At 71.4% G+C, this 12,334-nt stretch carries 12 protein-coding genes and 1 pseudogene; 11 read left to right on the top strand and 2 right to left on the bottom strand.

The window, feature by feature from the left end; genetic code table 11:
- The first annotated feature begins 1,378 nt into the window (after positions 1-1,378).
- Both ABD296_RS29465 and ABD296_RS50685 read left to right on the top strand, forming a co-directional pair.
- Positions 1,379-1,687, top strand: a complete 309-nt coding sequence (locus ABD296_RS29465; RefSeq protein ID WP_344274213.1) for a sensor histidine kinase — start codon at positions 1,379-1,381, stop codon at positions 1,685-1,687.
- Positions 1,660-1,908: pseudogene (locus tag ABD296_RS50685) on the top strand (ATP-binding protein); the annotation flags it as partial. The gene ABD296_RS29465 and the pseudogene ABD296_RS50685, both read left to right, overlap by 28 nt.
- Positions 1,909-1,919: 11 nt before the next feature.
- Here ABD296_RS50685 and ABD296_RS29460 read toward each other — a convergent pair.
- On the bottom strand, positions 1,920-2,381 hold the full coding sequence (locus ABD296_RS29460) for a pyridoxamine 5'-phosphate oxidase family protein (protein WP_344274210.1): 462 nt from the start codon (positions 2,379-2,381) through the stop codon (positions 1,920-1,922).
- Between the two features lie 39 nt (positions 2,382-2,420).
- Complete coding sequence (locus tag ABD296_RS29455; RefSeq protein WP_344274207.1) at positions 2,421-2,801, bottom strand: VOC family protein; 381 nt, start codon at positions 2,799-2,801, stop codon at positions 2,421-2,423.
- Between the two features lie 281 nt (positions 2,802-3,082).
- Here ABD296_RS29455 and ABD296_RS29450 point away from each other — a divergent pair, with 281 nt between their 5' ends.
- The 9 genes from ABD296_RS29450 to ABD296_RS29410 all read left to right on the top strand — a co-directional run bounded on the left by ABD296_RS29450 (position 3,083) and on the right by ABD296_RS29410 (position 12,323).
- Entirely contained in the window at positions 3,083-4,321 is a 1,239-nt protein-coding gene (locus ABD296_RS29450) for an MFS transporter (protein WP_344274204.1), read from the top strand.
- A gap of 209 nt (positions 4,322-4,530) precedes the next feature.
- Positions 4,531-5,325, top strand: a complete 795-nt coding sequence (locus ABD296_RS29445; protein WP_344274201.1) for an ABC transporter ATP-binding protein — start codon at positions 4,531-4,533, stop codon at positions 5,323-5,325.
- 17 nt (positions 5,326-5,342) lie between these two features.
- On the top strand, positions 5,343-5,936 hold the full coding sequence (locus tag ABD296_RS29440; RefSeq protein WP_344274198.1) for an SRPBCC domain-containing protein: 594 nt from the start codon (positions 5,343-5,345) through the stop codon (positions 5,934-5,936).
- Complete coding sequence (locus ABD296_RS29435) at positions 5,933-6,787, top strand: HpcH/HpaI aldolase family protein (protein ID WP_344274195.1); 855 nt, start codon at positions 5,933-5,935, stop codon at positions 6,785-6,787. The genes ABD296_RS29440 and ABD296_RS29435 overlap by 4 nt, the downstream gene beginning before the upstream one ends.
- An 11-nt stretch (positions 6,788-6,798) precedes the next feature.
- Positions 6,799-7,827: an amidohydrolase family protein gene (locus ABD296_RS29430; RefSeq protein WP_344274192.1), complete on the top strand. Its 1,029-nt coding sequence runs from the start codon at positions 6,799-6,801 to the stop codon at positions 7,825-7,827.
- Positions 7,824-9,464: a thiamine pyrophosphate-binding protein gene (locus ABD296_RS29425; RefSeq protein ID WP_344274190.1), complete on the top strand. Its 1,641-nt coding sequence runs from the start codon at positions 7,824-7,826 to the stop codon at positions 9,462-9,464. Before ABD296_RS29430 ends, ABD296_RS29425 begins: the two co-directional genes overlap by 4 nt.
- Complete coding sequence (locus ABD296_RS29420) at positions 9,464-10,303, top strand: substrate-binding domain-containing protein (protein WP_344274187.1); 840 nt, start codon at positions 9,464-9,466, stop codon at positions 10,301-10,303. The genes ABD296_RS29425 and ABD296_RS29420 overlap by 1 nt, the downstream gene beginning before the upstream one ends.
- Positions 10,291-11,427, top strand: a complete 1,137-nt coding sequence (locus ABD296_RS29415) for a DUF3500 domain-containing protein (RefSeq protein WP_344274184.1) — start codon at positions 10,291-10,293, stop codon at positions 11,425-11,427. The genes ABD296_RS29420 and ABD296_RS29415 overlap by 13 nt, the downstream gene beginning before the upstream one ends.
- A gap of 29 nt (positions 11,428-11,456) precedes the next feature.
- Positions 11,457-12,323 carry a hypothetical protein gene (locus tag ABD296_RS29410; protein ID WP_344274181.1) on the top strand — a complete coding sequence of 289 codons (867 nt, stop codon included), beginning with the start codon at positions 11,457-11,459 and terminating at the stop codon, positions 12,321-12,323.
- Positions 12,324-12,334: the final 11 nt, after the last annotated feature.

Below are 12,334 nucleotides of genomic sequence, written 5' to 3'. Positions count from 1 at the left end.
CACCTTCCGCCACCTGGTCGACGGCAAGAAGCCGGACAGCAACTACGACACCGGCACCTCGGTCGGCCACCTCAAGGACGTCAAGTACCAGGTCCTGTCCTGGGGCCACGGCGCCGGCAAGAAGGGCACCCCCAAGCCCCTCGGCTGACCGGTCCCGCCAGGTGATCCCCCCACGTAGCCACCCCTGACCCCCCACCAACGGAGCCCGCTTCCGTCCCGGACGAGAGCGGGCTCCGCCACGTCCAGGCAGGGACTGCAGGCGGCCACCGGCGTTCTGGTTGCCGACGGACTGGTGTGGCGCTGCCGTGTGCGCTGACGCTGCCCCGGTATGTGAGTCGACGGCCCCGCGGAGACGGAGTTGATGGACATGCCCGCATGGTCCTCGCCGAGGATCTCGCTGTGGGACCAGGCGCCCTGTTCCATCGCACCCAGAACCACCAGTGCCAGCAGGAACGGCTTCGGGACGGGCGCGCTGGAAGCTGGGAGACGGTCCTGTTCCGCGGCGTCCGGCAGGGCGCGGACGAGCCAGAACGCCGGGACGCAGCGGGCGGCCAGGATGGCGAAGCCGCGCCGCGCCGTCCGAGGCGTCGTCGGCCAGAGGCGCCAGGATGATGAGCGCCGCCAGGACGATCGTCGCCCCCAGTGTCGTCGGTCGCGGCGATCGCCGCCGTGGCCGCGGCGTACACGACGCCGAGCCCGACTCCGGCGATGACGTTCCCCAAGGTCAGCAAGAGGAGACTCGGCGCGGCGAACGCCGGGCTGAAGCCGGCCGTGGCGGCCACCGGCCCGAAACGGGCGATGCGTGCCCTACCGGGCCGCTCGGCTCTCGCCGCCAGCGCCAGTGCCGCCAGTGCCGTGGCGACCATCTGCACCGTCGCGACCATCCCGGAGGTGGAGTCGGACGGGTGGAACCGGTCGGCCATGCCGGGCAGCAGAACCGGCATCAGGTTGGATCCGGGGTTGCCCAAGGCAGCACCTGTGACGAGGGCGGCGCCTCCGACGGAGCGTCCGCGGCGAACCCGTCGCACTGCGCATCGACTCCGAACCGATCGAGCTGTCCGCCCCGCACCTCGTCCTGTGGTTCCGCCGGCGCGAGGTGGAGCAGGTGGGCGTGCGCAGCCTCGGCGGCCGCTCCACCGGACCGTACGGAATCCCAGGTCCCTCCCCGCAGATCGCCGGCGCCCTGACCCGTTCCGCCGGCCCCGCCGCTCCCCACACCCCTGGCCATCCCGGCCGAGGTGATCGGCGCCAGTCCGGCCGGGCGTGGATTCTGTGAGGTGGGGAAGGGTGCGGGGTGGCCGTTTTTGCCGAGGCGTTGCAAGACTTCCGTGGTGGCCGAGGTCGACTTTCCGGGAGTGTTCGAGGCGTTGTCGGCCTCGTGTGCGGTGCCTCCCACGACCTGCGCAGCCCCCTCACCGGGCTGCAGACCCGCCTGCAGGAGGCGCTGGCCGATCCCGACGCCGACTCACGCAGGGTGCTGCACGCCGCTCTGCAGGACGCCGAGCAACTCGGCGACATCGTCTCGGACCTGCTGGAGCTGGCCCGGCTCGACGCCGGCGCACCCACCGAGAAGCGCTCGACCTGTGCCGGCTGGTCCGCGACCTGCTGGGCCGAATTCCCTGCAAGCACACGCTGGACGCCCACCTGGACCAGCCCGCCGTGGTGGACGGCGCCCGGTCCCGCCTGACCCGGCTGCTGAGCAACCTGCTGGCCAACGCCGAACGGCACGCCCGCACCCGGATCGAGGTCTCGGTCACCACCGAGCACGGCCACGCGATCACGCGGGTCGTCGACGACGGCCCCGGCATCCCCGCCGACGAACGCGAAGCGGTCTTCCGCCGCTTCTACCGCCGCGCCGACGCCCGCCGCGCCGACCCGGGCGGCACCGGCCTGGGCCTGGGGATCGCCCGCCGCCGAGGTCACTTGCGGTGGACGGTGCGGACGGCTTCGCCCGGATGCCAGGTGCGGATGACGAGCTCGTCGCCCTCGACCGAGGTCAGCACGGCCTCCCGCAGGTCGAGCCGGAACGCGTGGAAGTCGCCGGGCGGCTCGTCGCCGGTGGTGTGAGCCCTCTTCTCCTCAGGATCGGTGATCTCGACCGCCACGCCGGCGACCTTGGCGTCGCCGCCGTGCTCGGGGTCGGCCGGATGCGCGTGGATCGCGCAGCGGCCGTCCCGCCGCAGGTCGTGGGCCTTCACCGCGTGCAGCATCGAGCCGAACGACAGGTCCGCGCCCTGGAAGTCGACCTCCGAGCCGCTCACCCGCGGCGAGCCGTCCCTGCGCAGCGTCGCGAGGACGTGGGTCTTCTGCGCTTCGAACCGCGCCCGCACCGTCGCGGCCAGATCGGCCGCCTCCTGTTCGAATTGCTGCCAAGTCGCCATCCGGACAGTGTGCCCGCCGGCACCGACATTCCCGGACGGTCAGTCGCCGATCTCCTGCAGCGCCCAGCTGTTGCCGTCGGGGTCCTGGAAATACGCGTAGGAGACGGTGGGCTTCCCGGGTGCGGACATGTCGTCGACTTCGCTGATCTCCAGTCCGCGCTTGGCGAGCTCCTCCCGGACGGAGTGGATGTCGGAGACCACCAGGTGCAGGTTCTGGATCGAGCCGGGCGCGGTGCCGACCCACCCCTCGCCGAAGCCGATCGAGCATGCGGAACCGGGCGGCGTCACCTGCACGATGCGGAGGCCGTCGGTGGGGCTGATGTCGTGGTCCAGCTCGAAGCCCAGTGTCTCGGTGTAGAAGGCGATCGAACGGTCCGTGTCGGACACGGGGATCGGTACCAGCTCGAGCTTGAACTCCACGGCAGGGCGTCCTTTCGCTTAGGCGATCTCTCGTGCTTCTGCGTGCCGATCCGCGCGCCCGAAGTGGCGCCGTTCAAAGCAAATCACGGCATCCCGGGGCTGTCATGCGAACGCCCACTCCCACCTATTTCGGGCACTCGGGCGTCGCGCCGCCCGCCCAGCGGCCGCCGCCCCGCCGGTGCGCTCGAGGAATTTTGTTAACGAAACTAATGAGTTATCCTCGCCGGCATGCCTGCCGGCGGGCCGCCGGGCTGCCGGGCCCGGTGCGCGAAGGGGACGCGGTGGCGGACACGCGGAAGGCGATGGCCGACGTGGGACGGGAACGCATCTTCACGTTCCCGTTCGTCCTCCTCATGGCGGCCAACGGACTCCTGCGGACGGGCACCCAGATGCTCATCGCGCTGGTGCCGCTGTACACGCTCGACCAGGGGGCGTCGCCCGCGGTCGCAGGGCTGACCACCACCTTCTACATGATGGCCGCGGTGATGTTGCGGCCGCTGTCGGGGAGCCTGGTCGACAACCGCGGGCGGTACGCGGTCATGGTGGTGGGCTCCGTGCTCTACTGCGCCGCGTCCGGTCTGTACGTCCTGGCCTTGCCGGTCTGGGCGCTGCTGGCCGCGCGGGCGTTGCAGGGCGTCGGGTTCTCGCTCAACGGCACCGCCGTGATGACCCTGGCCACCGACCTCATTCCGGAACGACGGATGTCGGAGGGCATCGGCTATCTCGGCGTGGAGCAGACGGTGGCCCAGCTCCTCGGGCCGTGGCTGGCCCTGGAGTTGCGCAGCGCCTGCGGATACCGGTGGGCGTTCGCCGTGGCGTTCGGCTGCGGCCTCGTCAACGTGCTGCTCCGCATCCCGCTCCGCTCCGCCGCCGTCCGGGTGGACGCGCGGCGGGTGGCGGCAGCCCCACGGCGTGATGTCCAGGACGTCGACCCGGCGAAGCGAGGCGCACCGCCGCTGTGGACCCGCATCGTCGACCGGGACGCCTGGCGGCCCGCGTCGGTGATGTTCCTGCTGATGTTCGGCACCGCCGGCATCAACACCTTCATGGCCGCCTACGCCCTCGGGCGCGGCATCGGCAACTCCGGCCTGTTCTTCGTGGCCAGCGGCCTGACGCTCGCGGTCTCCAGGCTGACGGCCGGGCGCATCGAGCGGCGGTGGGGGACGGTGTGGGTCCTCGCTCCCGGTATCGCGCTGCTCGTCCTCGGCCAGGTCGGCGTCTGGTGGTGCCCGAACCTGTGGGTGCTGATGCTCGCGGGTGCGTTGTACGGGCTGGGGATGGGGGCCGCCCAGCCCACGTTGAACGCCCTGGCCGTGCTGGTGGCCGGCAGGGAGCGGCGCGGGCGGGCCAACTCGACGTTCTTCATGGCGATGGACCTGTCCCAGGCGGTCGGCGCCGTGGGACTGGGCGCCGTCGCGGGGGTGATCGGGACCGGTCGGGTCTTCCTGGTCGCCGCCGCCCTGACGGCCACGTCGCTCGCGGTGTACCTCACGTTCAGAGCGCGAAGCCGCCTGGCGTAGTGCCCGCAGCCCCTGCGGGCAGGCGGGTCCGTGCGCTGCAGGCCGGTCGGCGGGCCCGGCCTCATTGTCTAACAATCTCTGGCCGGCGCTCGGCCCGTTTGTCGGACAACCGTCCCTCTTCCTGCCGAATTCTTGCCGGGAGGTGTCCGGCATGTTACTTTCCTCGCATCGCTTGTCGGACAATCCGGCTGGGGTCAGGGAGGGGAACGATGTCGACCAACCCACATGCGGAGGCCCTCCGCTTCGACAACGTCACGCTGCGGTTCCCCGGGGCGCGCAGGGCGGCGATCGAGGACGTCTCGCTCCAGGTCGGCCGCGGCAGGTTCGTCGCGGTGATCGGGCCGTCCGGCTGCGGCAAGAGCACGATCCTCAACCTGGCCGCGGGGCTGCTCGCCCCGACCAAGGGCGAGGTCCACTTCGCCGGCGAGCGCGTCACCGCCGTGAACTCCGCGGCCGCGTACGTCACCCAGCAGGCCAACCTGCTCCCATGGCTGAGCGTGCGGGCCAACATCGGGCTCGCCCTGAAGTTCCGCAAGGTGCCGAAGGCGGAGCGCGACGAGCGCATCGACCACTGGGTGAGGCTCGTCGGGCTCACCGGCTTCGAGGACCACTACCCCCGCGAGCTGTCCGGCGGCATGCAGAAGCGCGTCTCCATCGCCCGGGCGCTCATCTACGACCCGTCCATCGTGCTGATGGACGAACCGTTCGGCCCGCTGGACGCCATCACCCGGCTGAAGCTCCAGCAGGACCTGCTCAACCTCTGGGAGGAGCAGAACGGGACGCTCGTCTTCGTCACCCACGACCTCAACGAGGCGCTCTACCTCGCCGACGAGGTCGTCGTCATGTCCAGCGGCCCCGGCACGGTCCGGCGGGTCCTGGAGGTGCCGTTCGAGCGGCCCCGCAGCATCGGCTCCCTCGTGGAGTCGCCCGAGTTCGCGGAGCTCTACAACGACCTGTGGAGCCTCTTCAAGTCCGAGCTGCACATGTCTGACGCCACCGCGTAGAGACCAGAGGTTCAACGTTGATAACGATCACCGAGACGATCCCCGTCCCGAGCCCGCGCGAACGGGTGTGGGAGGTCGTCTCCAGCCCCGCGGACGTCGTGTCCTGCATCGCCGGCGCCGAGCTCGGCGAGGAGCACGAGGACGGCTCCTTCGACGGGACGCTCGTCGTCAAGTTCGGTGCGGTCCGGGTCCGGTTCGGCGCCCGCGTGCACCTGGAGCTGGACGAGGCCGGGTACGAGGGACGGCTCACCGCCCGCGGCAAGGACGGCCAGGCGGCGACGCGCTTCACCGCCGAGGCGGGCTTCCGCGTCGTCGAGGACGGGACCGGCTCGAAGGTCGCCATGGACGGCGAGATCCGGCTGACCGGGAAGCTCACCTCGCTGATCGAGGCGGGCGCGGGAGTCGTGGTCTCCCGCATGACCAAGGACTTCTCGGCGCGGTTCGTCGAACTGTGCGCCGGACCCGCCGAGCCGGAGACCCCGGCCGCAGCGGCGGTCCCGGGCGAGGCGGCGCCGGAGAGGCCGACCACCCTCGCCGCCCGCATTCGCGCCTGGTGGGCCGCGCTGTGGAACAGGCGTTCGGAACGAACCAGTCAAGGAGGTACGGCGTGACCAGGCTCAACGGGGTCATCCGGGCACTGGAGGCGGGGGAGCACGCGTTCGCGTCCTTCGCGCCGCCGGACCCGGCGGCCGCCCTGGAGTTCGGCACCGCGAGGTACGACGGGCTGATCTTCGAGATGGAGCACAAGCCCTGGGACGTCGTCGGCCTCAAGGACAGCCTCCAGTACCTGCTCAACCGCAGGCAGATCGCGACGGCGGGCGACGTCGCCCCGGCGGTGACCCCGCTGGTGCGGATCCCGACGAACGGCGCCGAGAAGGGCCAGTGGCACGCCAAGCAGGCCCTCGACCTGGGCGCCTACGGCATCGTCTGGCCGCACATCACCACGGTGGAAGAGGCCTACAACGCCGTCGCCGCCTGCCGCTACCCGCGGCTGCCGGACGCGGACCGCTACGAGCCCGCGGGCGTGCGCGGGGACAGCCCCGCGGCGGCCGCCCGCTACTGGGGCCTGACGAACGACGAGTACTACGCGAAAAGCGGGGTCTGGCCGCTGGACCCGGACGGCGAGGTCCTCGTCGCCCTCATGATCGAGGACCAGCTCGGCATCCGGAACCTGCCCGACATCCTCGACCAGGTCCCCGGCATCGGGCTGGTGATCATCGGCGAGGGCGACATGAGCCAGGAGCTCGGCATCCCCCGCCAGTACGAGCACCCGAAGCTCCTCGAATGCAAGCGCCGCGTCCTCGACGTCTGCGGCGAGCGCGGCGTCGCCGTCGGCCACCCGCACGTGACGGCCGGGAACGTCGAGCAGGTCGTCAAGGACGGCTACCGCTTCCTGATGACCATGCCCGTGCGCTCGTACCCGGGGCTCGACCGGGGCCGCGAGCTGACCGGCCGCGCCTGAGGAGGACTTTGATGATCATCGACTGCCACGGCCACTTCACCACCGCTCCCCAGGCCCTCGGCGCGTGGCGGGAACGGCAGATCAGGGCGTTCGGCGAGGGCGTCCGGGTGAGCCCGGACGAGCTGGAGATCAGCGACGGCGAGATCCGCGCGGCCATCGAGAACGGGCAGCTCAGGCTGCAGACCGAGCGCGGAACCGACCTTTCGGTCTTCTCGCCGGGCGCGGGCAAGATGGCCCACCACTACGGTGACGAGCGCACCAGCCTCGACTGGTCCCGGGTCGCCAACGACCTGATCGCCCGCGTCTGCGGGCTGTTCCCCGACCGGTTCGTGGGCGCCTGCCAGCTCCCGCAGTCGCCCGGGAACGCGCTGGAGGCGTCGATCCGCAACTCGGCCGCGGAGCTGGAGCGCTGCGTCGAGGAGCTCGGCTTCGTCGGCTGCCTGCTCAATCCGGACCCGTCGGACGGCTTCTACCAAGCGCCGCCGCTGACCGACAAGGTCTACTACCCGCTCTACGAGAAGATGGTCGAGCTCGACGTCCCCGCGATGATCCACGTGGCGATGTCGCGCAACGACGCCCTGCAGGGCACCTGCGCGCACTACCTCGCCGGCGACACCGCCGCCTTCATGCAGCTGTGCACGTCCGACCTGTTCAAGGACTTCCCCGAGCTGCGCCTCGTGATCCCGCACGGCGGCGGCGCGGTGCCCTACCACTGGGGGCGCTACCGGGGGTTCATGCAGGACAAGGGCCTGCCGCCGCTGGAGGAGGCGGTGCTCGACAACGTCTTCTTCGACACCTGCGTCTACCACCGCCGCGGCCTGGAACTGCTCCTCGACGTGATTCCGGCGAAGAACGTGCTGTTCGCCTCGGAGATGATCGGCGCCGTCCGCGGCGTGGACCCCGAGACCGGCCGCAACTTCGACGACGTCAAGTTCCTGCTCGACGGCATCGACATGACCGGTGAGGACCGCGACGCCGTGTACGGCGGCAACGCGCTGCGGGTCTTCAGCCGGCTGAAGTCCAGGAGGGTTGGCAAGTGAAGGCCTACGAGGCGATGGCCGAGGCGTTCGTCAAGGAGGGGACGTCCGACGTCTTCGGCATGATGGGCGACGCCAACATGCACTGGATGGACGCGCTGGCCAAGCGGAATGTGCGTCTGTACGAGGTGCGGCACGAGGGCTCCGGCCTCGGCATGGCCGACGGCTGGGCGCGGGCGGCGGGACGGCCGGGCGTCGTCACCACCACCAGCGGCCCCGGCGTCTCCCAGCTCGCCACGTCCATGCTGTGCGCGAGCAGGGCCGGCACGCCGCTGGTCGCCTTCTGCGGCGAGACCCCGTGGGGCGACGAGGGCGCCGTGCAGTACCTCGACCAGCGCCGGTTCGCCGCCGCGATCGAGTGCGGGTTCGTCCACCTGTCGAAGGCCGACCAGGCCGAGGAGGCCGTGCAGCGCGCCTTCTACCTGGCCCGCACCGAGAACCGGCCGATCATGCTGAGCGCCCCGTTCGACGTGCAGACCCAGGACTACGAGCCCGGCGACTACATCCCGTCGCACGAGCTGCTCGTGCCGTCCCGGACGCTGCCCGACCCGGCCCGCATCGAGGCCGCCCGCGAACTGATCGAGGGCAGCAAACGCGTCGTCGTCATCGCCGGGCGGGGCGCCCGCCGCGCCGGAGCCGGCGAGGAGATCCTCGAGCTCCAGGCCAAGACCGGCGCGCTGCTGGCCACCACGCTGCAGGCCAAGAACTGGCTGTGCGACCGCACCGAGTTCCACGTCGGGCTGTCCGGCCTGTTCGGCAGCAAGCCCGCGCAGGAACTGCTCCAGGAGGCCGACTGCGTGATCGCGGTCGGCGCGAGCCTGAACCACTACACGACCGAGCACGGCTACCTCTACCCCGAGGCCCGCTACGTGCAGATCGACTCGGCGCCGAACATCGTCATGGGCAACGGCCGGGTCGCCGACTGCTACGTCCAGGCCGACGCGGTCACCGCCCTCACCGAGCTCAACCGGGCCCTCGGCGCGACCCGCCTGGAGGGCTTCCACACCGCCGAGACCCGCAGCCGGCTCACCGACTGGCTCGAAGCACCGATCGACTACGTCGACGAGCCCGGGCGGATCGATCCCCGCGAGGCCGTCAGGGTGCTCGACGCGGCGATGCCCCGCGAGTTCGACCTGGTGCTCGGCAGCGGCCACCAGACCGACTTCGGCACGATGCTGTTCCAGCGGTCCCGCCAGGTGACGTCCAACTACGGCATGTTCGGCGCGATCGGCCAGGCCCCGCTGCTGACCATCGGCCAGATCGTGGCGACCGGACGGCCCACCTTCGTGGTCGAGGGCGACGCGAGCTTCCTGATGCACCTGCCGGAGTTCGAGACGGCCTGCCGCTACGGCCTGCCGATGCTGGTCGTCGTCATGAACGACGAGGGCCTCGGCGCCGAGTACCACAAGCTGGGCGCCAAGGGCCTCACGCAGGACCTGGCGGTCATCCCGAACCCCGAGCTGGGCGGGGTCGCACAGGCACTCGGCGGCGGCGGCGCCACCGTCCGGAGCGCGGCCGAACTGGAGGCCGCCGTCGCCGAGTACGTCGCGGACCCGCGCCCGTTCGTGATCGACGTCCGCATCTCGCGCGAGGTGCTGAGCGTCCCCTACCGGCGCCTCTGGTACGGCGAGGACGTCTGATGAGGATCGTTCTGGGCGACTACCCGCACACCCGCGCCGTCAAAGAGCTCCCCGGCCATGAGTTCATCGAGTTCAAGCCGCTGCCCCCGGCGTTCGCCAGGATGGTCCGCACCCTGGAGTTCGACGTCTGCGAGATAGCGCTCGCGACCTACCTGCAGGCCAGGGACTACGGCGTGCCGGTCACGCTGCTCCCGGTCGTGATGATCGGCGGCACCCACCACCGCTCCCTGACCCGCCTCCCGGACGCGCCGGCGCTCGCCCCGGGCGACCTGCCGGGCCGCCGCGTCGGCGTCCGCTCCTACAGCCAGACCACCGGCCTGTGGGTGCGCGGCCTCCTGCGCGAGGAGTACGGCGTGAACGCCGCCGACGTCACCTGGGTCACCACCGAGGAACCGCACGTCGCGCAGTACACCGAACCGCCGTACGTCGAGCGGTCGGCCGCGGAGAAGGTCGGCGACCTGCTGAAGGCGGGCGACGTGGCGGCGGCCGTCCTCGGCCCGCGCGCCGCCGGCGGCCAGGGCGCGGGCCTCGTCCCGCTGATCGAGGACGCCGAAGCGGCCGGCCGCGCCTGGGTGGAGCGCCACGGCACCATCCCGGTCAACCACGTCGTCGTCGTGCGGAACGCCGTGCTCGACGAGGAACCCAAAGCGGTCGACGCGCTCTACGCGGCGCTGAAGGAGGCGACCGCCGGCGCGGAGCCGCCGGTGGCGGCCGGCTGGAGCGAGCCGCTCGCGAAGGCCCTGGAGATCGGCGGCCGGTACGCCGCCGAACAGGAACTCGTCCGCACGCCGGTCGACGTCGCCGAGATCGAGAGAGGAGCGGCCCGATGGTCGGACTGAGGCACCGCACCGGCGCCTACACGCGCGAGCCGGACGAGTGGACGCCGGCGCTGCTGGAGAAGGTGGCGTGGCGCCGCGAGGCGGCCGCCGAGCCGTTCCGCGGCGTGGCGACCTCGGACGGGATCCAGCGGGGCCTGTTCCCGCTGCGCGCCACCGGCCTCGACGTGAGGCCCCAGCGCCAGGCCGCCGAGGACTACCTCGCCCTGCTCGCCCCCAAGGAGCTGGCCGAGGGCCGGTTTTCGATGGACGACGTGACGTGGCGGCACTGGGCGAACGGCGCCCGCTACTTCCTGCGCCACGGACTGTGCATGGAGGACCTGGACGAGGCCGAACGCCGCGCGATCATGACGATCCTGCGCCGCAGCCTCAGCCCCTACGGCTACCAGCAGGTCGTCGACCTCATGCACCTCAACCTGACGATCGGCGAGCTGCGCGGTGAGGAGCACCTGCTCAACGAGTGGATGTACTGGTTCAGCGTCTACGGCGAGCCGGAGAGCGGCGGCCCGTGGGGCTGGCAGCTGGACGGGCACCACGTGAACGTCAACTGCGTCTTCGTCGGCGACCAGATGGTGCTGACCCCGACCTTCCTCGGCGCCGAGCCGGTGATCGCCAGGTCCGGGAAGTACGCCGGGACGGCCGCGTTCCGCCGCGAGGAGGCCATCGGCCGGGCGCTGTTCACCGGCCTCACCGACGCCCAGCAGAACCGCGCGGTCCTCGCCGACGAGCTGCCGCCCGACCTGTACGCCGGGGCTTTCCGCGACAACTGGGAGCTGGACTACGCGGGCTTGCCGCTCGGCGAGCTGACGGTGGAGCAGCGGGAGACCGCCGTCGACCTTCTGGGCCTCTACATCGGCCGCGCGGGCGAAGGCCATTCCGAGCTGCGCATGGCCGAGGTCCTCGGACACGAGACCTTCTTCGGGTGGGCCGGCGACCCCGGCGACGTCTTCTACTACCGCCTGCACAGCCCCGTGCTCCTCGTCGAGTTCGAGCACCAGTGGGGCGTGATGTTCGACAACGACGAGCCGATGCGGCACCACATCCACACCATCGTGCGCACCCCGAACGGCAACGACTACGGCGTGGACCTGCTGCGGCAGCACCACGAGCGCTTCCACAGGCACTGAGCGGCTCCACAGGCATTGAAGGGCATCGAATGAAACTGGTCATCGGACGTGACGACCTGGCGCGAGCCGCGGTCGAGGCCACCGGCGCCGAGCGGCTCGCCGTGAAGCCGGTGCACAGGGCGTCCAAGAGCTTCGTGAACGACCAGGCGGTGGACCTGGCCGAGCTGGCGATCGTGACGCTGCTCCAGACCGTCGCGCATGGCCGGCCGGTCGTGCTGCTGCCGGTCACCGCGCTGGGCCGCTTCCAGCACCAGACGCTGGTGACGATGGGGGAGCTGACGGTCGGCGACATCGAAGGACGCAGCGCGGGCGTCCGGTCCTGGAGCCAGACGACCGGCGTGTGGATGCGCGGCTTCCTGACCGAGCAGTACGGCATGGACCTGCGCAAGATCGACTGGACGACCTACGAGGGCGCCCACGTCGACGGCGCCGAGGACCCCGGCTTCGTGACGCGGGCGCCCGAGGGCGCCAAGCTCCAGGCCGACTTCCTGGAAGGACGCCTCGACTTCGGGATCATGGGCAACGAGCTCCCCGACGACGACCGGATCCGCACCGCGATCCCCGACGCGCACGAGGTCGCGGCCGAGTGGTCGCGGGCCAACGGCTTCGCCCCGGTCAACCACGTGCTCGCCGTGACCGAGCAGGCGGCGCGGGAGCACTCCGGTTCCGTGTGCGCGGCGTACGACGCGATGCGCAAGGCCGTCGAGTCCCTCCCGCGCGGCACCGAGCCCGTCGACATGAACCCCGTCGGCTTCGCGGCCATGCGCGGCGTGGTCTCGCGGGCGGCGGCGTACGCGCTGGAGCAGGGCGTGCTGCCGCGGCCGGTGGAGTTCGACGAGCTGGTGGACGCGTCCTGCGCCGCCCTCGGCGTGCCCCCGGCCCGGCTCGGCGGCTGACCTCCCCGTTG

It is taken from the genome of Actinomadura napierensis, assembly GCF_039529375.1.
Lineage (GTDB): Bacteria > Actinomycetota > Actinomycetes > Streptosporangiales > Streptosporangiaceae > Spirillospora > Spirillospora napierensis.
Note: the sequence above shows the minus strand (reverse complement) of the source record. Positions and strands in the feature narration are given on the sequence as shown.

Coding starts and splice junctions, on each gene's coding strand:
- ABD296_RS29460 (WP_344274210.1), bottom strand. CDS start 2,381: ATGGCGACTTGGCAGCAATTCGAACAGGAGGCGGCCGATCTGGCCGCG.
- ABD296_RS29445 (WP_344274201.1), top strand. CDS start 4,531: ATGTCGACCAACCCACATGCGGAGGCCCTCCGCTTCGACAACGTCACG.
- ABD296_RS29430 (WP_344274192.1), top strand. CDS start 6,799: ATGATCATCGACTGCCACGGCCACTTCACCACCGCTCCCCAGGCCCTC.
- ABD296_RS29420 (WP_344274187.1), top strand. CDS start 9,464: ATGAGGATCGTTCTGGGCGACTACCCGCACACCCGCGCCGTCAAAGAG.
- ABD296_RS29415 (WP_344274184.1), top strand. CDS start 10,291: ATGGTCGGACTGAGGCACCGCACCGGCGCCTACACGCGCGAGCCGGAC.
- ABD296_RS29410 (WP_344274181.1), top strand. CDS start 11,457: ATGAAACTGGTCATCGGACGTGACGACCTGGCGCGAGCCGCGGTCGAG.